Source organism: Streptomyces sp. NPDC046915, from assembly GCF_040644935.1.
Classification (GTDB): Bacteria; Actinomycetota; Actinomycetes; order Streptomycetales; family Streptomycetaceae; genus Streptomyces.
This window is the reverse complement of the sequence record NZ_JBEYXB010000004.1, coordinates 53509-74495: the sequence shown is the minus strand read 5'-3', so window position 1 is coordinate 74495 and position 20987 is coordinate 53509. Positions and strand designations below refer to the sequence as shown.

The following is a 20987-nucleotide window of genomic DNA, read 5'->3' as shown; positions in this document are numbered from 1 at the left end:
GTCATCACCCCGGCGGTGAAGAGTACAACAATGAGCCCTTTTGTCCGCCAGGTGCCACGTTGGCCATACACCTGCACACGTGATCGCGTCAGGTAAAACGCGTTTTTTCACTCGAACGTGTGTTTGGCGCAACCTTTCGAAAGCAACTACCGTTGTCCAGCAGGGAGACCATCGAGAGGGGCCGACGTGACCACCACCGCAGACAGTGCCACCATCACCGCCCAGGACCGCTCCCAGGGCCGACTCGAGCCGGTGCACGCGATGAACGAAGCCGCGAATCCCGAGGGACCCAAGCGCTCCCTACCGGGCCGACCTCCAGGCATCCGGGCGGACAGCTCCGGACTCACCGACCGGCAACGCCGGGTGATCGAGGTCATCAGGGACTCCGTACAGCGACGGGGCTACCCGCCGTCGATGCGGGAGATCGGCCAGGCCGTCGGCCTCTCCAGCACATCCTCGGTCGCGCACCAGTTGATGGCGCTGGAACGCAAGGGCTTCCTGCGCCGTGACCCGCACCGCCCGCGCGCGTACGAGGTACGCGGCTCCGACCAGGCGGTGACGGTGCAGCCCACCGACACCGCGGGCAAGCCGGCCGCGTCGTACGTCCCACTGGTCGGCCGTATCGCCGCCGGTGGACCGATCCTCGCCGAGGAGTCGGTCGAGGACGTCTTCCCGCTCCCCCGGCAGCTGGTCGGTGACGGCGAGCTCTTCGTCCTCAAGGTCGTCGGCGACTCCATGATCGAGGCCGCGATCTGCGACGGCGACTGGGTCACCGTCCGCCGCCAGCCGGTCGCCGAGAACGGCGACATCGTGGCGGCCATGCTCGACGGCGAGGCCACCGTCAAGCGCTTCAAGCGCGAGGACGGCCATGTCTGGCTCCTGCCCCACAACTCGGCCTACGAGCCGATCCCCGGCGACGACGCCACCATCCTGGGCAAGGTCGTCGCGGTGCTGCGGCGCGTGTGACGGCTGCGGCGGACGGCCGGAGGCGGCTCGTCCACTGACCGGGCCCCGGAACCCCTGCGCCGGTTCCGGGGCCCTGTGCTGTGCGGAGACCGGGGGCGTGGGGCTGTACGAGCCGGAGGCTCGACGTTTGCGTCAGAGGGACCCCGCCCCGGCAGGGGGCGGGCCCTTCTGATCAGTTCGCTTCCGCCTGCTTCGCCACCGCGTCGATGGCGGCCAGGGACTTCCGGACCTGATTGCGGTCCGTGGTGTACCAGAAGTCGGGCAGGGACGCCTTGAGATAGCCGCCGTACCGCGCGGTGGCCAGCCGTTGGTCCAGTACGGCCACCACGCCCCGGTCCCCCGAGGCCCGTACGAGACGGCCGGCGCCCTGGGCCATGAGGAGCGCGGCGTGGGTGGCGGCGACCGCCATGAAGCCGTTGCCGCCGGCGTCCTCCACCGCCTTCTGGCGGGCGCTCATCAACGGGTCGTCGGGGCGCGGGAACGGGATCTTGTCCATGACGACCAGCTGACAGCTGGGGCCGGGGACATCGACGCCCTGCCACAGCGACAGCGTGCCGAAAAGACACGTTTTCGGGTCCGCCGCGAAGTTCTTGATCAGTTCGCCGAGGGTCTCCTCTCCCTGGAGCAGGATCGGGAACTCCGGAATGCGGGAACGGAGCTCCTCGGCGGCGAGCTGGGCGGCACGCATCGAGGAGAACAGGCCGAGCGTGCGGCCACCGGCGGCCTCGATGAGTTCGGTCAGCTCGTCGAGCATGTCGACACGGTCGCCGTCCCGCGCGGGACGGGCCAGGTGCTTGGCGACGTACAGGATGCCCTGCTTGCGGTAGTCGAAGGGCGAGCCGACGTCGACCCCCTTCCACTGGGGGATGTCGTCACCCTCCGTACCCTCGGGGGCAAGCCCCACGGAGGCGCCGACGCCGTTGAAGTCACCGCCGAGCTTGAGCGTCGCGGAGGTGAGGACGACGGAGCGGTCCGCGAAGAGCTTCTCTCTCAGGAGGCCGGAGACCGACATGGGGGCGACACGCAGGGAGGCACCGAAACGGTCGTGCCGCTCGTACCAGACGACGTCCCACTCGGAGCCGTTGACGACGCGCTCGGCCACGTCGTGCACCGTCTCCACAGAGGCGAGGGCCTGCTTGCGGACCGCGTCCTCGTCCTGGACCGACTTGTCGCGGGTCGTGCCGATCGCCGAGATGACCGTGCGCGCGGCGTCCCGCAGGGCCATCAGAGCGTAGCCGAGGTCCTCCGGGATCTCCTCCAGGCGGCCCGGCAGAGCGAGCTCCATCAGCCGTTCGAAGCCCTCGGCCGCGGTCTGCAGCTGGTCGGCGGCCTTCTCGTTGACCAGCTTGGCGGCGCGGCGCACCGCACGGTTGACCTGGCCGGGCGTCAGCTCGCCCGTGGCGACACCGGTGACGCGTGAGACCAGTTCGTGCGCCTCGTCCACGATCAGCACCTCATGCTGCGGAAGCACCGGCGCGCCCTCGATCGCGTCGATGGCGAGCAGAGCGTGGTTGGTGACGACGACCTCGGCGAGCTTGGCCCGTTCGCGGGCCATCTCGGCGAAGCACTCGGCGCCGTACGCGCACTTCGTGGCACCCAGGCACTCCCGGGAGGACACCGACACCTGAGACCAGGCGCGGTCGGAGACGCCGGGCGTGAGGTCGTCCCGGTCGCCCGTCTCGGTCTCGTCCGACCAGTCACGCAGCCGCAGCAGGTCCTGGCCCAGCTTGCTGGTCGGAGCGGCGGCCTCGAACTGGTCGAACAGGCCCTCCTCCTCGTCCTGCGGCATGCCCTCGTGCAGACGGTGCAGGCACAGGTAGTTCGACCGGCCCTTGAGCATGGCGAAGTCCGGGCGGCGGCGCAGCAGTGGGTGCAGCGCCTCCACCGTGCGCGGCAGGTCGCGCTCCACGAGCTGGCGCTGCAGGGCCAGGGTGGCGGTCGCCACGACGACGCGCTCCCCGTGCGCGAGCGCCGGCACGAGGTAGCCCAGCGACTTTCCGGTGCCGGTGCCGGCCTGGGCCAGCAGGTGGGATCCGTCGTCGATCGCCTCGGCGACCGCTTCGGCCATGGTGACCTGGCCGGGGCGCTCCGTGCCGCCGACGGCTGCGACAGCCGCGTGCAGGAGTTCGGGGAGAGAGGGCTTCGTCATAGCGCGTCAACCCTACGGCCCAGCGCTGACAATCGGGCGATCAAGTCCGGAACCAGGGGTGGGAACGCGGAGGCGCGGGACGGGATCAAGCAATTTCCAATTCGTCCGGCCGGCTGGGAACCGGGGCGGCTCGGGCTTCGTTCCATCTGTGACGACGTCGTTACGTAGTGCTACATCAGATGGCGCAGGGTCCGGTCCCGGAGCATGAGGGCGGCCCGCTTGGCGGGCAGGTCGACCTCGGCGCCGAACCGGAAGCCGGCGCTCAGGAAAGCGGCCACGGAGGGAGTGTTGCGAAGGTCGGGTTCCGCGACGACGCGAGCGCAGTGCGGGCGGTGGTCCATGACCAGGTCGGCGACCGATCTGAGCAGGGCCGAGCCGAGGCCCCGCCCACGGTCGGCGACCGTGCCGATGAGGAGGTGGATCCCTGTGTCGTGCGGGCGGGCCGGGTAATGGCGGGCCAGCGGGTCCAGATCGGCCCGGTACACCTCCCAGTAGCTCATCGGGACACCGTCCAGCATGCCGACGCACGGGACGCTGCGTCCGTCGCCGTCCAGTTGGGCGTGCAGGTGTTCCTCGGTCCGCGCCGGGGAACCGGCCAGCCCCCAGAACGCGGAGACGGCGGGGTCGTTCATCCAGCGGCTGATGAGCGGCAGGTCGCGCTCGATGCGGATCCGGGCCAGCTGGAATCTGCCCACGGGTGTGACGGTCGGGCCCCAGCCTCCGACTCCGTCGAGCAGGTCTTCGGCGGACGGGGACAGCGCGCCGGTCTCCTTTGTGCCGCCGAGTACGCGCCGGCCCGCCGCCGCACATCCGCCGCGGGTCGCGGTGTCAGCCGTCTCCGCGGTGAAGAGAGCGACGAGTTCGTCGGGCAGCCGCAGTTCCAGTGTGTCCTCGCCGTCTCCGCCCGGATCGGGGCAGTCCGGGTGGATGGGGACGGGGCCGGCGTCGGTGCTCGCGTCGATGGGAGGCACGGCGCGCTCCTCTCAGGAGACGGGGTGGGTCATGTTCCTCGGAAGCGGATGAAGTCGGTGCTGTCGTGCAGTCGGTTCAGGAGTGAAGGGGGTTGGCGATGGTGACGTAGACGGACTGGGTGTCGACCGGGCCGACCAGCTCGTCGAGGCCGTGCAGCCGGGTCAGCAGGTTGGCCTTGCAGCGCAGGACGGGCGAGTCGAGCAGGAGGGCGGGCAGGGCGGTTCGCAGCGGGGCGGGGCCGGAGGCGATGTCGCCGAGGAACCGGCGGAAGGCGGCGAGCAGCAGGTGTTCGTCCGACAGGTGCTGGGCTCCGAACGCACCGATGAGACCGAGCACGTTGTTGACAGCGAGGTAGTACACGAAGCGTTCGTTCGTGACCTCGTCGGAGACGAAGGTGTCGCTGTGCACGCCGATCCCGGGCAGGCGCGCGTCGAGTTCGGCGCGCCGGGACTCGCGGAAGTAGTAGCCCTGGTTGTCGCGGTAGCGGCCGCCCGCGGGCCAGCCGTCGCCGTCCAGGAGGAGCAGAGTGTTCTGCTGGTGTGCCTCGAGGGCGATGCCCGCCTCGCTGTCCAGCCACAGGACGGGCCGCACGACCTGCTCCAGGTAGCGCAGGAACCACTCGGCGGCGACGGCACCACGAGGTCGGCCCGTGCGCTCGGCGAGCCGTGTGACGACTGCGGCCAGCCGGGAGCGGAGGGGCCACCTCCCGGCACGTGGGCGTTCGTCACCGGTGGCCGGGTGGCCGTCGGGCCGGGGTGAGACGAGTCCGGCGAGGCAGGAGACGTCGTCGGGCGGGGTGAACGGGTTGTGGCGGATCACCACGTCGAGCCCGGGCACGGGCCTGCCGTGCGGGTCGTCGACGGCCAGCCATGCCGGGTCCCGGACGATGTCGAAGCCCGGGTGCACGGCCTGCCACTGCCGGGACAGGCCGCCGCGGAGCAGACGGTGCACCTCGACGCCGCGGTGGAGTTCCTTGCGGAGGTTCTCGCGGCGGGAGTTGGTGATCCGCAGACCGAGGGACAGCTTGAGCATGGCGGCGGCGCCGGACTGGTGGACGGTCCGTACGGAGGAGGTGGGGTGCCACGGGGAGCCGTGGGTGCCGAGTGGCCTGAGCAGCCCGGCGTCGAGGAGGGCCGCGGTCGTGTCGCGGTGCCGGACCTCGCGCCACTGCCAGGGGTGCACGGGCAGGGCGGCGTATCCGTCGGGCAGGGGCAGCCCCTGTCCGGCGAGCCGGGCCGTGAGCCGGTGGGCCGGCACGGGGCGGCCGCTTTCGGTCCAGGCCGAGTCGGTCGCGAGCAGCGAGGGGGCGACAGCGATCCAGTGCAGGGGGAAGGAGCCGCGCAGTTCGGGTGAGTAGAGGAGGGCTTCGGAGTCGGTCAGGCCCTCGCGGCTCTTCGGGGTCGGGTGGAAAGGGTGCCCGAGCAGCAGTGCCTGTTCGGCGGCGAGGAAGCGGTCGGGGCCGTCGGCGGGGCGCGCGCGCCGGTCACGGATGAAGGTGACGGTACGGCGGAGGGAGTCGGCGACGCGTGCGACGAGGTCACCGCCGTCGGCGGCGACGGTGTCCGGGCCCGCGGCGGTACCGTCGGTTCGCCCGTGTGTCTCCCGGCCGATCCCGTGTGTCTCCCGGCCGATCAGGGACGCGAGAGTCACCGCGTCGAGCGGTGGGGCGGTCTCGGGGGCGTTGGTGAACCGGGGCGGTCCGAAGCGGTGCCAGCCGGTCGGGGACCAGTGGTGGACCGGGGCGATCACCGCGGTGCCGCTGGCGGGGAACGGAATGCGGAGGGCGCCGGTGTCCGGTGCCGGGAGGTCCGTCTCGCGTACCCAGCAGCGGAGCAGGTTCTCCACGGCGGCGGCCTGTGCGGCGGTGTGCGGGTCGGGGTGTTCCAGGAGGTCGGCGGTGACGACGCGCGCCGACTCGGCTTCCGGGGACCGCGATGTCAGACGGGGCACCGATTCGGCGGTCGGTTCGGGTGGGGCTGGTACGGGTGGAGAAGAGATGCGGTGGGCGCGAAGGTGTGGGACGTGGGCACTGCCGTTCGGTGCGGGGGTGGCGTTCAAGTCTGGTCCTCCGGAGTTCGTGCAGGGGGGCGCTCGGCGGCGCGGTGGGCGGAGGGGTATGCCTCAGGTCCGGGACCTGACGGCTCCGTTGCGGCGGGAGAGGCCGCGGGACACGGCCTCGACCGCGTCGGCGAGGCGGTCGAGAACGGCGGCGGCCTGCTCGTCGCTGATCGTCAGGGGCGGCAGGAGTCGTACGACGCTGGAGTGGCGGCCGCCGAGTTCGACGATCAGTCCGCGGCGCAGGCACTCCCGCTGGACGGCCGCGGCGAGTTCGGGTGCGGCGGGGTGTGGGCCGCGGAGGCTCCGTGGTCCGGCGACTGGCGCTGTCGGGTCACCTGCCGGACCGTCCGCCGGAGCGAGAACCTGTCCCGGCACGAGAGGGGCGTCGCCCTGCCCAGCCGCGTCCGTCTCCCCACCCGTCTGCCCGCCCGCCTGTCCTTCGCCTTCCGGATCCACCACTTCGACGCCGATCATCAGCCCCCGGCCCCGCACATCACCGACGCAGGGGAATTCCTCCTTGAGGGAGCACAGTTGGGACAGCATGCGCGAGCCGAGCTCGGCGGCGCGTTCGGCGAGGCTGTTCTCGCGGACGTGGGCGAGTGTGGCCGTCCCCGCGGCCATGGCGAGCTGATTGCCGCGGAAGGTGCCGGCGTGGGCGCCGGGTTCCCACACGTCGAGGTCGTCGCGGTAGACGACGACGGCGAGGGGGAGGCTACCCCCGATGGCCTTGGAGAGGACCATCGCGTCGGGCGTGACGCCGCTGTGCTCCACCGCCCAGAAGGTGCCGGTCCGTCCGACTCCCGTCTGGACCTCGTCGGCGATCAGCGGGACGGAGCGGGTGGCCGTGATCTGCCGCATGCGCCGCATCCAGTCGTCCGGGGCGGGAATCACTCCGCCCTCGCCCTGGACGGGTTCGAGGATCATCCCGGCGGGCAGTGGCACGCCCGACTTGGGGTCGTCGAGAACGGATTCGGTCCAGCGCGCGGCGAGTTCGGCGCCGCGTGGACCGCCGACGCCGAACGGGCAGCGGTAGTCCTGCGGGTAGGGCAGGCGGGCGACCCGTACGTCGCAGGCGCCGCCGGACGCGGCCAGGGCGCCGGTGGTCATGCCGTGATAGGCGCCGGTGAAGGCCAGAATTCCGGAGCGGCCGGTCGCGGCCCGGACCAGCTTGAACGCGGCCTCCACGGCGTCCGTACCCGCGGGACCGCAGAACTGGACGCGAGCCCGGTCCGCGAGGCCGGGCGGCAGGGTGCGGAACAGCTCGGTGATGAAGGCGTCCTTGACCGGGGTCGCCAGGTCGAGGACGGACAGGGGGGCACCCGAGTCGAGGACCTTGCGGATCGCCTCCAGGACGACGGGGTGGTTGTGGCCGAGGGCGAGGGTTCCCGCGCCGGAGAGGCAGTCGAGGTAGCGGCGGCCGTCGGCGCCCTCGATGGTCAGGCCGCGCGCCCGGACCGGCACGATGGGGAGGGCGCGTGCGTAGGTGCGCGCCGCGGACTCGCGCGCCGACTGGCGCCGCAAGATCCCCTCGTGTGCTCCGCGCGCTCCCCCGGACACCGATTCCGTCACGGCCACGGCCTTGTCCTCCCGCCGTCCAGAGGCGACTTGCTCCCTCAGGGGACCGGGCACAGGCAGCAGGCCCCCCCACCGCTACCAACCGCGGCCCGGCCGACCGGTTACGGGTTGCTTCAAGATCCTTGCCGTGACGGACCAACTCAGCGGCCCTCGCCACGGCGGCGCAACAGAACCTTCAGCGCTTCACGGGCATCACGGCGCCTGCCGGCACTGCGAGCCAGCGCGGCTGTCAAAGCCACCGTCCCATGTGCGGGGATTGTTCGGGGTTCATTTCGGACCGGCCGAACACCGAATGGCGGACGGGGGCGGTCTCGGTATGACGGAGGCTCGGGGCGATCCGGCACAGGACTTCTGGAGCGAGCTGCACGCCATCCACGTGGCCGCGGGCAGTCCGCCGTACTCGGCGCCGGCCCGTCGGGTGGGCGTGGTGCAGTCCGTCCTCTTTGACTGGGTGAACGGCACATCGATTCCCTCCGACAAGCGCAAGCAAGCGCTCAGCGTTCTGGTGTCCGTGCTGGGTCACATGGCTCCGGCGAAGCACCGGCGGCAGGCGGATCGCTGGTGGGAAGCCGCCCCCGAACGGTGCGCGAAATCCTGGGGCCCGGTCCCGCCGGAGGCGGAGTGCTGTCGGAGCTGTCGAGACTCTCACCGATCTGCTGGAGCATCGCAGGCGGGTGTTGGGCGAGGACCATCCGGACACCGTTGTCAGCAAGGACAATCTGGCGCTCTGGAAGGGGCGCTCGGGCGACACCGACGGGGCTGTCTCCGGGTTCGCCGACGTGGTGGAGGACGCGGCGCGCGTGTTCGGCGTGGACCACTCCAACTCACTGACGGCATGGGCCCAGTTCGCCCTCTGGAAGGGGCGGGCCGGTGATTTCTCCGGGGCGGCGGCCGCCTGTGCCGAGTTGCTGCAACTCCAGAAGCAAGCCATGGGCGAAGACCACGTCGCCATCGGTGTCACGCTGGCCGACATCGCCCGTTGGAGCGTGCGCGCAGGCGACCGCGAGGCGGCAGTCGCGGCGTACGACCGACTGATCGAGGACTTGGTGCGCCGATTGGGGCCGCACGACCCCACCGTTCTCGGCGCGACGGTCGGCCGTGCCAACTACCGGGGGCATCGCGGGGACTTCGCAGGCGCTGCTGACGACCTCACGGAACTGGTCTCCACCCTCAGGAGTCTGGAAGGCGCTGACCAGCCCCGCACGCTGTCCGCCTTGCACGGTGTCTTCATGTGGCGCATGGAGGCCGGAGACGCCGACGCGGCCACGCTCGTGTACACGGAGTTGATGGAAATCCTTCGACGAACCCTGGCGCACGGTCCACAACACCTGGTGCTGCGTCACAACCTCGCTTGCGGGCGTGGAGAGACGGGGGACAGGGCAGGAGCCGCGACCGCGTTCGTCGAACTGACCCGGCATGTCCAGCGTGCGCTCGGCGGCGACGCCTCACCGGTGTACATCGCCGCTGCCGCGGTGGCCTACTGGCGATGGCGTTCCGGCAGGGGAACACTGCTGGCGATCCGTTCGGCTCGGCAATCGGCTCGCACCGAGGCTCTCACAAGCGGCATCGCCGCCGGCCCGCCCGCTTGGTTCAGAGGAATTCAATAGCTCAATAGCCCTTCCGATGCGCCTGAAGCCACATCGGTCGCGGACCGCCGCACCTCCGCCGCTGCCCGCCCAACCCTGGCGATTGCCAGGTCAGACGGGTTGTAGCCGAACCGTTGCCGTTCCGTCGGAAGTCCCCCACAGCGAGCGCATAGTGTGTGGTGCCGTTCCCAGACGTCCGTGAGACAGCCGTGAACTCCCCATGAGTTCCGCCGGGTCACGCGGGCACAGCACCGAAGTTCCTTTACAGCAGGGGGAGTCAAGACCATGCGATCCATACGGCCGTCGTCCACCGTCCGCCGAGGGAGGGGCGGGCCGCGCAGAACCTCCCCCGTGCTGGCGGCCGTCGCCCTCGCCTCGGCGCTGGCGCTGACCGCCACCGCCTGCAACGGCGACGGTGACGCCAAGGCCGACGGCACGCCGACCGCCGCCGCGACCAGCGGCGACGGAAAGATCAAGATTCCGGACGACATCAAGAACAAGCTCAAAGAGCACGGGATCGACATCGACAAGTGGAAGCACGGCGCCTGGAAGAACTGGGACAAGGACGACTGGCTGCGCGAGGCCAACGACTTCATCAACCCGATCATCAAGGGCCTGTGGGACCCGGACCGCATGCGCGACGCCAACGACCCGGACAAGGGTGTCGACGACAACGACATCTCCGGTGACCAGGGCGTGACGGACCCGACGCCGGCTCCGGTCAAGGCGCAGGCGGTGCGGCCGCCGTACCACACCAGCGCGGCCACGGCCGGCAAGGTCTTCTTCGATTCCCCCGAGGGCACGATGGTCTGCTCGGCCACGGTCGTGAAGGACCCGGCGCACCCGGGCAAGTCCAACCTCATCTGGACGGCGGGCCACTGCGTGCACGCCGGCAAGAAGGGCGGCTGGTACCGCAACATCGCCTTCGTGCCCTCCTACAACGACGCGGGCAAGACGGCCGACCAGCTGAAGAACGCCTCCAGGGCCGCGGTCGCCCCGTACGGCGTCTGGTGGGCGGATGCGGCGCAGACGTCCCAGCAGTGGATCGAGCAGGGCGGTGAGACGGGCGGGAACGGCGCGTCGTACGACTTCTCCGTCATCCATGTCACGCCGGAGCAGGGCAACGGCGGCAAGTCGCTGGAGGAGACGGTCGGTTCGGCGCTCCCGGTGAACTTCACCGCGCCGGCGGTACCGAAGGTGCAGAGCATCACGGCGACCGGCTACCCGGCCGCGGCGCCGTACGACGGCCAGCTCGCGTACCAGTGCCAGGACAAGCCGGGCCGGCTGTCGATCCAGAAGTCGGACCCGACGATGTACCGCATCGGGTGCACGATGACGGGTGGTTCGTCCGGCGGCGGCTGGGTGGAGACGGGCTCGGACGGCAAGCCCGCGCTGGTCTCCAACACCTCCATCGGCCCGGTGTCCGCGGGCTGGCTGGCGGGTCCGCGGCTGGGGGACGTGGCCAAGGGCGTGTACGACTCGGTCAGCAAGAAGTTCGCCGGTCAGTAGGGCCCGGTGAGCCGGCCTGAGGCCGGTGTGCGAAAGGCCCGCCCCCGGGTGATCGGGGGCGGGGCCCTCACTGTGGTGCGGCAGAACGGTTGTGCGTCAGAGCGCGGGAGCGGGCGTGTACGGCGCGAGGTCCGACGCCAGCTCCTCGTGCACCCGCACCTTGAGCAGGGTGCCCTCCGCGGTGTGCTCCTCAGAGATCACCTCGCCCTCGGTGTGGGCACGGGCGACCAGCTTGCCGTGCGTGTACGGCACCAGCGCCTCGACCTCGACGGACGGCCTGGGCAGCTCGTTGTCGATGAGCGCCAGCAGCTCGGTGATGCCCCGGCCGGTGCGGGCCGAGACGGCGATCGAGCGCTTCTCCATCCGCATGAGCCGCTGGAGCGTCAGCGGATCGGCCGCGTCCGCCTTGTTGATCACGACGATCTCGGGCACGTCGGTGGCGCCGACGTCCCGGATCACCTCGCGCACGGCAGCCAGCTGCTCCTCCGGGACCGGGTGCGAACCGTCCACGACGTGCAGGATCAGGTCGGAGTCGCCGACCTCCTCCATGGTGGAGCGGAACGCCTCGACCAGGTGGTGCGGCAGATGCCGCACAAAGCCGACCGTGTCGGCCAGGGTGTACACACGGCCGCTCGGGGTCTCGGCCCGGCGCACGGTCGGGTCGAGGGTCGCGAACAGGGCGTTCTCGACCAGCACGCCCGCGCCCGTGAGGCGGTTGAGCAGGGAGGACTTGCCGGCGTTGGTGTAGCCGGCGATGGCGACGGACGGCACCTTGTTGCGCCGGCGCTCCTGGCGCTTCACCTCGCGGCCGGTCTTCATGTCCGCGATCTCCCGGCGCATCTTCGCCATCTTCTCGCGGATCCGGCGCCGGTCCGTCTCGATCTTGGTCTCACCGGGGCCACGCGTGGCGAGGCCGCCGCGACCGCCACCCATCTGCCGGGACAGCGACTGACCCCAGCCTCGCAGCCGCGGCAGCATGTACTGCATCTGCGCGAGCGCGACCTGCGCCTTGCCCTCTCGGGACTTGGCGTGCTGGGCGAAGATGTCCAGGATCAGGGCAGTACGGTCGATGACCTTGACCTTGACGACGTCCTCCAGCTGGATCAGCTGGCCCGGGCTCAGCTCACCGTCGCAGATGACGGTGTCCGCGCCCGTTTCGAGGACGACGTCACGCAGCTCGGCGGCCTTGCCGGAGCCGATGTAGGTGGCCGCGTCGGGCTTGTCGCGGCGCTGGATGACGCCGTCGAGCACGACCGCACCTGCGGTCTCCGCGAGGGCGGCGAGCTCCGCTAGGGAGTTGTCGGCGTCCTGGGCGGTCCCGGTGGTCCACACCCCGACGAGGACGACGCGCTCCAGGCGGAGCTGGCGGTACTCGACCTCGGTGACGTCCTCGAGCTCGGTGGAGAGGCCCACGACGCGGCGCAGGGCCGCCCGCTCGGTGCGGTCGAACTGGTCGCCGTCCCGCTCTCCGTCGATCTCGTGGCTCCAGGCGACGTCCTCTTCCATCAGGGCATCGGCCCGAAGACCTTCGGGGTAGGCGTGCGCGAAGCGCTTGGTGTCCTGGGAAGGGGAAGAAGAGGAGGTCATTTGATCCTTACGTCGATGGAGAATCCGATGGGCGGCCCACGGTGTGATCCGTCCGTCACTGTGTTCAACGCACGAGTACCCGGAGAGATTCCCGTCTCCGTGCCGCGCCGACCCGAAGATGGTCGCACGGAACGACCCGTCTCGTCACCGCCTTATTCCGCGGCGGCGGGACGACAGCGGGCCCCCGTCACGGCCCCTCCTCCGGCCTCACGAGCCCCTACTTCTTCGCCACCCGCCGCGGCGCCGCCGCCTTCCAGTCCGGGTGACCGGGCATGGGCGGGGTCTTCTCGCCGTACAGCCAGGCCTGGAAGAAGTCGGTCAGGTCGTGGCCGGCGAGGTCGGAGGCGAGGCGGGTGAAGTCGGCGGTGGTCGCGGTGCCGTCGCGGTGCTGACCCACCCAGACCCTCTCCAGGCGTTCGAAGGCGGGCCGGCCGATCTCCTGGCGGAGGGCGTAGAGGACCAGCGCGGCTCCGTCGTACACGTTGGGCCGGAAAATGCCGATCTTCTGGCCCGGCTCGGGCGGCTTGGGCAGCGCGGGCGGGCCACCGGAGGCGCGCCAGCGGTCGGAGGAGCTGTAGGCCGCCTTCATGCGGTCGACCATGGGCTTGTGCGCCTTCTCCTCCGCGTAGAGGGCCTCGTACCAGGTGGCGTGCCCCTCGTTGAGCCATACGTCGGACCAGGTGCGCGGGCTCACGCTGTCGCCGAACCACTGGTGGGACAGCTCGTGCACCATGATCGACTCGATGTACCACTTGGGGTAGGCACCATCGGTGAACAGGCTCTTCTCGAAGAGGGAGAGGGTCTGCGTCTCGAGTTCGAAGCCGGTGGCGGCCTCGGCCATGAGCACGCCGTACGTCTCGAAGGGGTAGGGCCCGATCTTGCTCTCCAGCCAGGCGATCTGGTCCGGGGTCTTCGCGAGCCAGGGTTCGAGGGTCTTGCGGTCGGCGGCGGGGACCACGTCGCGGACCGGCAGTGCGTGCGGTCCGGTGCGGTGCAGCACCGCGGAACGGCCGATGGACACCTGTGCGAGTTCGGTGGCCATGGGGTGCTGGGTCCGGTACGTCCAGGTGGTGGAGGCGCCGGCCCGGGTCACGCCGGCCGGGATGCCGTTGGCGACGGCCGTGTAGCCCTTGGGCGCCGTGACCCGGATGGTGAACATCGCCTTGTCGGAGGGGTGGTCGCTGCACGGGAACACCAGGTGCGCGGCGTCGGCCTGGTTGGCCATGACCAGCCCGTCGGCCGTCCGCACCCAGCCGCCGTCCCGGCCCTCGACGGCTCTGGGATCGCTGGTGTGCCGCACGGTGATCCGCGTCCAGCTGCCCTCGGCCAGCGGCGTCTCGGGCGTGACCACCAGGTCGTCGCCGTCGCCGGTGAACGCGGCGGGCCTGCCGTCCACCTGGACGGACTCGACGGTGCCGTGCGCGAAGTCGAGGTTGAGCCGTTCCAGCGGGGCGGTCGTCCAGGCGTGGATCGTGGTCACGGCCTGGAGGGGCTTGTCGTTGGCGCCGGGATACGTGAAGGAGAGGTCGTACGACGCCACGTCGTATCCGGGGTTGCCCAGGTAGGGGTAGAGCCGGTCGCCGACGCCCAGGGGGACGGCGGGGGCGCTCGCGGCGAGGAGACAGGCGGAGACGGCGGAGGCGAGGAGGACGGCGGCCCTCCTGCGGCGGCGGGGGGCGGGTCGGGCACCGGGGGTGCCGGGGCGCCGATCCGGCATGCGGGGCGTGAGCAGCATGGACCACGGCTACCAGCACGCGCCCGCCCCGCCGCGACGGCGCGCGACCGGCCCACCCGAACGGGGGCCGCCGGGTTGCCGGGGCGCATGTCTCAGGAATCGGATCCGGTGCGCGTGTCCCAGGAATCGGATCCCTGGTGCTGCGCCCGGCCGACGTCGTACACGCCCGGCACGTTCCGCATGGCGCGCATGAGAGCCGGGAGGTGGGCCGCGTCGGGGAGCTGGAGGGTGTAGGTGTGGCGGACGCGCTGCTGACTCGGCGGGGCGACGGTGGCGGAGACGATCTCGGCGCCTTCGAGGGCGATCGCCTCGGTGAGGTCGGCGAGCAGATGGGGGCGGCCGAACGATTCGGCGACCAGCGTGACCCGGCACTCGGTGGTGTCACCCCAGCGCACGCCGACCTCCGCACGCCCGACGCTCTTCATGCGCGCCGCTCCGGCGCATTCCACGCGGTGCACGGTCACCACCCCTCCGCGTACGGCGAACCCGGTGACCTCGTCGGGCGGTACGGGCGTACAGCACCCGGCGAGCCGCACGGTCGCCCCGGGCCGGTCCACGACGGCACTGGCCGCCGCGGGGCGGGGGGAAGAGACATCGGCGGCGGGACCGGTCACGGGGCGGAAATCCCGGTCGGCCGCCGCTTCGGAGTGCTGGCCCGTGGTGCCGTCCGCCCCGCCCGGGGACTCCGCGCCGCTCCAGCGGCCCTTGCCGGCCTCCCGTGCCGCCGCGTCGCCGCCCTCCGGGTGGGCCGCCAGCCACCGCTGGATGGCGATCCGGGCGGCCGGGGTGTGGGCGTGGTCCAGCCACTCCCGGGAGGGCTCGGAGGCGGGGTCCTGGCCCATGAGGAGCTGAACGGTGTCGCCGTCTCTCAGCACGGTGCTCAGGGTCGCCAGCCGGCCGTTGACGCGCGCGCCGATGCAGGCGTGCGCGTCCTCGCCGTACTGCGCGTACGCGGCGTCCACGCAAGTGGCGCCCTCGGGCAGGCCCAGCGTGCCGCCGTCGGGCCGGAAGACGGTGATCTCGCGGTCCTGGGCGAGGTCCTCGCGCAGGGTGGACCAGAAGGTGTCGGGGTCGGGTGCCGCCTGCTGCCAGTCGAGGAGACGGGAGAGCCATCCGGGGCGGGTGGGGTCGACACGCTCGTCGCCCGCGGCCTGCTCCTCCGAAGGAGGCGCGTACGGGTTGCCGAGCGCGATGACACCGGCCTCGGCGACCTTGTGCATCTGGTGGGTGCGGATGAGGACTTCGACGACCTGCCCGTCCGCGCGGGCGACGGCGGTGTGCAGCGACTGGTACAGGTTGAACTTCGGTACGGCGATGAAGTCCTTGAACTCCGAGACGACGGGGGTCATGCAGGTGTGCAGCTCGCCCAGCACGCCGTAGCAGTCCGCGTCCTCGTTGACCAGCACCAGCAGGCGGCCGAAGTCCGCGCCGCGCAACTGCCCGCGCTTGCGTGCGACGCGGTGGACGGAGACGAAGTGCCGGGGGCGGATGAGGACTTCCGCCTGGATGCCGGCGTCACGCAGGACCGCGCGGGCCTCGTCGGCGACCTCCGCGAGGGGATCGTCGGGACGGCTCGCGTTGCCGGAGATCAGCTCGTGCGTGTGTGCGTGCTCCTCGGGGTGGAGGATCGCGAAGACGAGGTCCTCCATCTCGGTCTTGAGTGCCTGGACACCGAGACGCTCGGCGAGCGGGATCAGGACGTCCCTGGTCACCTTGGCGATGCGCGCCTGCTTCTCGGGGCGCATGACGCCCAGGGTGCGCATGTTGTGGAGCCGGTCGGCGAGTTTGATCGACATGACGCGGACGTCGTTGCCGGTCGCGACCAGCATCTTGCGGAAGGTCTCGGATTCGGCGGCGGCCCCGTAGTCGACCTTCTCGAGCTTCGTGACCCCGTCGACGAGATAACGAACCTCCTCGCCGAACTGTTCCCGCACCTGATCGAGGGTCACCTCGGTGTCCTCGACGGTGTCGTGGAGCAGAGAGGCCGTCAGGGTGGTGGTCTCGGCGCCGAGTTCGGCGAGGATCAGGGTCACGGCGAGCGGGTGCGTGATGTACGGCTCGCCGCTCTTGCGCATCTGGCCGCGATGCGAGGACTCGGCCAGGACGTAGGCGCGGCGCAGGGGGTCGAGGCCAGCGTCGGGGTAGTGGGCACGGTGCGCCTCGACGACGTGGCCGATGGCGTCGGGCAGCTTGTCGCGGGCACCGGGGCCGAGCAGCGCGGCCCGGCCGAGTCTGCGCAGGTCGATCCGGGGGCGGGCCTTCCTGCGGGGCACTGTAGGGGCTACAGGGCCAGGGGTCGCAGGGTTCGTGGCCTCCGCACTCATGGGCACCTCCGGCTCGTGGACCGGCGGACGGGCCCCCAGGGCATACACGGCTCAGGGATGGCTACGTTCCCCCGTCCGTGCCGGTGCTTGATGCTACCGAGCCCACCACGCCCGACTGACCGCCTCTCGCCGAGCGTGAAACGGATCACCCATTCGTGCGACGGCTGAGAGGTTTACGGTTTTGCGCCACGTGGTCGTCGGCCTGCCGTCGTTTCGCATCGAACCGGCCGTCGGAAGGCGTGATTCGGATGTCCGGGGCCGACCGGGGCCACGGTTCATATGGTCAACGGACCGCGTTTTCCAGCCATTCGGCGTCGATCTCACCCTCGGCGACGATCACGGCGGGTCCGGTCATCTCGATCTGGCCGTCCGGTCGCTCGGTGATCACCAGTCGCCCGCCGGGTACGTCGACCGTGTAGGTCGCCCGGGTGCCGGTGACGGACGGGTCGGCGCCGTCCCGGCGCGCGGCCGCCACGGCGACGGCGCAGGCGCCGGTGCCGCAGGAGCGGGTCTCGCCGGAACCGCGCTCGTGCACGCGCATCGCGACGTGGCGGGGGCCGCGGTCGACCACGAACTCGACGTTCACCCCGTCCGGGTAGGCGGCGGCAGGGCTGAAGGGCGGCGGCGCGAACAGGTCACCGGCGTGCGCGAGGTCGTCGACGAAGGCGACCGCGTGCGGGTTGCCCATGTTCACGTTGCGCGCGGGCCAGCTGCGCTCGCCGACGCTCACCGTGACGTCCCCCTCGGGCAGGCGCGCGCTGCCCATGCCGACGGTGACGTCCCCGTCCTTGGCGATGTGGACGCTCTTCACGCCCCCGCGCGTGGCGATCGCGGTGTCCCCTTCGGCCACGTGCCCGGCGTGCTGGAGGTAGCGCGCGAACACCCGGACTCCGTTGCCGCACATCTCCGCGATCGAGCCGTCGCCGTTGCGGTAGTCCATGAACCACTCCGCCTCGCCAGCCATGTCCCTGGCCTCCGGGTGGGCGGCGGACCGCACGACGTGCAGCACGCCGTCGCCGCCGATGCCGGCGCGGCGGTCGCACAGGGCGGCCACGGCGGCCGGGGTCAGGCCGATGACGTTCTCGGGGTCCGGGACGATCACGAAGTCGTTCTCCGTGCCGTGACCCTTGAGGAAGGCGATCCGCGTGCTCATTCCTCGATCGTACGGGAGCGGGAGCGCTCCGCCGGGGGCCGGTGGGACGGTGCGGGCCGGGAGGAACAGTGCCGGCCGTCTGTGGCCGGTCGCGCCCACTCGGCGGAGCCGCATGCCGATACCGGACCGGCGCCCCTGTCAGGGGCGCCTCAGCGCAGCCTTGCCACGCGCCACACGGCGAGAACCGCCACCACGGCCACCAGCAGCACGTACCCGAGCACGACCCGCCAGTCGGCGCGGCGGTCCGAGCCTCGCGCCGGCAGGCCCGGCCAGGTGTAGCCGACGCGGCGCGCGGCCATCATGCCCCAGCCCGCGGCGCAGGAGCAGATCAGCAGGCCCAGCATGGCGATGACGGCGCCGCTGTCGCCGAAGTCGAAGGCCAGCGGGAAGGCGAACATCAGGGAGCCGCCCGCGGCCAGGCCCACGATGGGGGCGAGCTGCCAGATGCGCAGCCTGCGCTGCGGGCGCAGCTCGACCTCGACCTCCGGGCCGCCCGCGAACATCTCCTCGGGCTCGGGGCCGTCGTCGGTCACACCGTCCGGCGTCTCGTCCGGTCCGTCGGGGCTGAGTCGGTCCTCGCCCTGTTCCGGTTCGCCGCCGTCGGTGGTGACGTACTCGGTGCTTCGTGCGGTGTCGCGAGGGCCGGCCTCCATCGCCACGCGCCCTCCCAACTAGGACTCCACTTGGTCGATCGAAGCTCGATGATGGCACGGCGCCGGAGGCCGAGATGACCGGCGGCGCATCCCGATGCCATGACGTGATCAGGCTGTGACCGGTCGTTCGACCAACGCCAGGGCGAGCTGCGGAAGTTCCTTGCGGTCCGCCACTGCCCCACTCAACCACTGCACCCGGGGATCGCGCCTGAACCATGAATCCTGGCGGCGCGCGAAGCGTTTGGTGGCGCGTACGGTCTCGGCCCGGGCCTCCTCCTCGGTGCACTCCCCGGCGAGCGCCGCGAGGATCTGCTGGTAGCCGAGCGCGCGCGACGCCGTACGCCCCTGGCGCAGGCCCCGCGCCTCCAGTGCGCGCACTTCGTCCACGAGCCCCGCCTCCCACATGCGGTCGACCCGGCGCGCGATGCGCTCGTCGAGCTCGGGGCGGGCCACGTCCACACCGATCTGGATGGTGTCGTAGACGGAGTCGTGACCGGGGAGGTTGGCGGTGAAGGGCTGGCCGGTGATCTCGATCACCTCCAGGGCCCGGACGATTCGGCGGCCGTTGCCGGGCAGGATCGCGCGCGCGGCCTCGGGATCGGCGGCGGCCAGCCGCGCGTGCAGCGCCCCGGAGCCGCGCAGCGCGAGCTCGTCCTCCAGGCGGGCTCGGACCTCGGGGTCGGTGCCGGGGAACTCGAGGTTGTCGACCGCTCCCCGGATGTACAGGCCGGAGCCGCCGACCAGGATGGGCCAGCGCCCCTCGGCGAGCAGCGCGTCGATGCGGGCGCGGGCCAGCTTCTGATACTCGGCGACGGACGCCGTGACGGTGATGTCCCAGATGTCCAGTAGATGATGCGGGACGCCGTCACGTTCCTCGGGCGTCAGTTTGGCGGTGCCGATGTCCATCCCTCGGTAGAGCTGCATGGAGTCGGCGTTGACGACCTCGCCGCCGAGCTGCCGGGACAGGAAGACGCCCAGATCGGACTTTCCGGCCGCGGTGGGTCCGACGACGGCGATGACGCGGGGGGCGGGGGATGCACTGCTCACCGCACCAGTCTCGCAAACCTCCCGGCCGTGCCTCGAACGAGTTACGTGACGACCCGGGTCCGGGGTCGTTGCCCGTTGCGAGGTACCTGCCGCCCGCTTCCGGAGGCGGTGAGCCGGGTCGCGCAAACGGGCGCACCGGGCTTCGCGGGATTCGCCCGCACGAGTAACGTATGGAGTGGATATGGGTGTTTTTGCGCGACTTTTGCGGAGGTCGAAGGCGACGGATGAGGCGTCGGCCACCGAGCCGCTGACCGGTGCGGAGTCGGGCGGGCCCGAGACGGAGGAATCACCGGAGGAGGCGACGGCGTCGGCGACGGCTGCGTCGACTGTGTCGTCCCAGAGCGGGGCTACCGAGATCGGGCCGACGGCGGCGGAGGCTGCGTCCTCGGACGGCGGGGAGACCGGCCGGGCGGCCGCGGCCGAGGCCACCGAGATCCCGAAGCAGCAGTCCGCCGAGGAGGCCGCCGACAACGAGGCCGGTGACGGCGCCCGTACGTGACCGCCCCGCGAGGGAAGGTGGATCAATGGGTCTCTTGCACAATCTGAAGAGCAGGCTCGCCCCGGCCAAGGACAGGATGTCGCACTTCGCGCAGCAGCACGGGGACACGATCGACAAGATCGAGCACGGCATCGACAGGGCCGCGAAGGCCGTGGACGAGCGGACCAAGGGCAAGTACAGCGACAAGATCCACGCCGGTACCGGGAAGGCCAAGGGCGCCATGGACCGGTTCGCGCACAAGGGCGGCACCGAGGCGACCGATGACGGGCCCGGCACGGGACCGGACGTGCCGCCGCCGGTTTCCTGAGCGGCAGCGACCCATCGATCGGCGGACGGCCGCAGAGCGGGACGGCTCCCGGCCGTCCGCCGTTCGCGCCACCCACCGTTCGCGCCACCCACCGTTCGCGCCGCCCGGCGTTCGCGCCACCCACCGGTCCGCCGAGGCCGGCCCGCTAGGACCAGGCCGCGACCATGTACCCCACGCCGTACGGCGCGTCCTCGTACAGCAGCGTTCCCGTCAGACCCGCGTTCTCGGCCGCGCCCGCCAGGACCTGCCAAGGGGCGCGGCCCGACGCCTTCAGCTCGTACGCCAGGCCGGGATCCAGCGCCTTCAGCGCCGCCACGTCCGCCGACCCCAGTGCCCGCGCGACCCCGGCGTCGAAGGGCGCGGCACGTTCGTCGAGGTAGCCCGGTGCTTTGACCGTGCGGCAGGCGCTCGCGTCGCCCATCACCAGCAGCCCCACCCGCTCCCGCCGCGCGCCGATCTCCCTGCCCGCCTCGACACACCGCTCGGGCGCCAGGGGCTCCCCCACGCCCAGTCCCTCGATCGGCGCGTCCGCCCAGCGCGTGCGCTCCAGCAGCCAGCCGGCGACGGCGAGCGACGGCGGCAGCGTACGGTCGTACGCCGTTCCCTGGCCGGGACCGAGCCGTACGTCGAGGTCCACGCCGAAGCCGCGGAAGGACCCCGGGGTGCCCTGCGGGTGCGGTCCGCGCCCGCTCTGCTCGGCGGGCCCGACCACTACCAGCAGGTCGGTGCGGGCGGCGGCGAGCACACCGAGCGCGTCCGCGCACGCGGCACGCGCCGCGTCCAGCTCGGGTGCGGCTCCCGCGGCGACCTGCGGCACGAGCAGCGGCGGACAGGGGCAGAGTGCGGCGGCGACAAGCATGACCGGCA

The 20987-nt window shown here is 71.6% G+C and carries 16 protein-coding genes; 5 read left to right on the top strand and 11 right to left on the bottom strand.

The annotated features are described in order from the left end of the window. Positions 1-186: 186 nt before the first annotated feature. Positions 187-966: a transcriptional repressor LexA gene (lexA, locus tag ABZ915_RS11685; RefSeq protein ID WP_361799687.1), complete on the top strand. Its 780-nt coding sequence runs from the start codon at positions 187-189 to the stop codon at positions 964-966. Positions 967-1138: 172 nt separating this feature from the next. On the opposite strand, the gene ABZ915_RS11680 is transcribed toward lexA, so the two are convergent. The 4 genes from ABZ915_RS11680 to ABZ915_RS11665 form a co-directional block, all read right to left on the bottom strand. Continuing rightward, entirely contained in the window at positions 1139-3115 is a 1977-nt protein-coding gene (locus ABZ915_RS11680) for an ATP-dependent DNA helicase (protein WP_361799684.1), read from the bottom strand. Between the two features lie 170 nt (positions 3116-3285). Next, positions 3286-4077, bottom strand: coding sequence for a GNAT family N-acetyltransferase (locus ABZ915_RS11675; RefSeq protein WP_361800973.1), 792 nt, complete (start codon positions 4075-4077; stop codon positions 3286-3288). An 85-nt stretch (positions 4078-4162) separates the two neighbouring features. Beyond that, the gene (locus ABZ915_RS11670) at positions 4163-6037 is read right to left on the bottom strand and encodes an IucA/IucC family protein (protein WP_361799681.1); all 1875 of its coding nucleotides are present in this window, start codon (positions 6035-6037) and stop codon (positions 4163-4165) included. 171 nt (positions 6038-6208) lie between these two features. Further along, positions 6209-7720, bottom strand: coding sequence for a diaminobutyrate--2-oxoglutarate transaminase family protein (locus ABZ915_RS11665; RefSeq protein WP_361799678.1), 1512 nt, complete (start codon positions 7718-7720; stop codon positions 6209-6211). 674 nt (positions 7721-8394) lie between these two features. Here ABZ915_RS11665 and ABZ915_RS11660 point away from each other — a divergent pair. Continuing rightward, a complete protein-coding gene (locus ABZ915_RS11660) occupies positions 8395-9327 on the top strand; it encodes a tetratricopeptide repeat protein (protein ID WP_361799675.1) in 933 nt (310 codons plus the stop codon). 264 nt (positions 9328-9591) lie between these two features. Then, positions 9592-10815: a hypothetical protein gene (locus tag ABZ915_RS11655; protein WP_361799672.1), complete on the top strand. Its 1224-nt coding sequence runs from the start codon at positions 9592-9594 to the stop codon at positions 10813-10815. 96 nt (positions 10816-10911) lie between these two features. Here the strand turns inward: ABZ915_RS11655 and hflX are convergent, their stop codons facing one another. The 6 genes from hflX to miaA form a co-directional block, all read right to left on the bottom strand. Then, positions 10912-12402 carry a GTPase HflX gene (hflX, locus tag ABZ915_RS11650; protein ID WP_361799669.1) on the bottom strand — a complete coding sequence of 497 codons (1491 nt, stop codon included), beginning with the start codon at positions 12400-12402 and terminating at the stop codon, positions 10912-10914. A gap of 217 nt (positions 12403-12619) precedes the next feature. Then, positions 12620-14137 carry a M1 family metallopeptidase gene (locus ABZ915_RS11645; protein WP_361799667.1) on the bottom strand — a complete coding sequence of 506 codons (1518 nt, stop codon included), beginning with the start codon at positions 14135-14137 and terminating at the stop codon, positions 12620-12622. Between the two features lie 92 nt (positions 14138-14229). Next, entirely contained in the window at positions 14230-16461 is a 2232-nt protein-coding gene (locus ABZ915_RS11640; protein ID WP_361799664.1) for an HD domain-containing protein, read from the bottom strand. 283 nt (positions 16462-16744) lie between these two features. Continuing rightward, on the bottom strand, positions 16745-17614 hold the full coding sequence (gene dapF / locus ABZ915_RS11635) for a diaminopimelate epimerase (RefSeq protein ID WP_361799661.1): 870 nt from the start codon (positions 17612-17614) through the stop codon (positions 16745-16747). A gap of 149 nt (positions 17615-17763) precedes the next feature. After that, the gene (locus ABZ915_RS11630) at positions 17764-18267 is read right to left on the bottom strand and encodes a hypothetical protein (protein WP_361800970.1); all 504 of its coding nucleotides are present in this window, start codon (positions 18265-18267) and stop codon (positions 17764-17766) included. 108 nt (positions 18268-18375) lie between these two features. Next, positions 18376-19314 carry a tRNA (adenosine(37)-N6)-dimethylallyltransferase MiaA gene (miaA, locus tag ABZ915_RS11625; protein WP_361799658.1) on the bottom strand — a complete coding sequence of 313 codons (939 nt, stop codon included), beginning with the start codon at positions 19312-19314 and terminating at the stop codon, positions 18376-18378. A 181-nt stretch (positions 19315-19495) separates the two neighbouring features. On the opposite strand from miaA, the gene ABZ915_RS11620 reads away from it, so the two are divergent. Both ABZ915_RS11620 and ABZ915_RS11615 read left to right on the top strand, forming a co-directional pair. Beyond that, positions 19496-19813, top strand: a complete 318-nt coding sequence (locus ABZ915_RS11620) for a hypothetical protein (RefSeq protein ID WP_361799655.1) — start codon at positions 19496-19498, stop codon at positions 19811-19813. Positions 19814-19838: 25 nt separating this feature from the next. Beyond that, a complete protein-coding gene (locus ABZ915_RS11615; protein ID WP_361799652.1) occupies positions 19839-20120 on the top strand; it encodes an antitoxin in 282 nt (93 codons plus the stop codon). 145 nt (positions 20121-20265) lie between these two features. Here the strand turns inward: ABZ915_RS11615 and ABZ915_RS11610 are convergent, their stop codons facing one another. Beyond that, a complete protein-coding gene (locus ABZ915_RS11610; RefSeq protein WP_361799649.1) occupies positions 20266-20979 on the bottom strand; it encodes a class III extradiol dioxygenase subunit B-like domain-containing protein in 714 nt (237 codons plus the stop codon). Between the last annotated feature and the right edge of the window lie 8 nt (positions 20980-20987).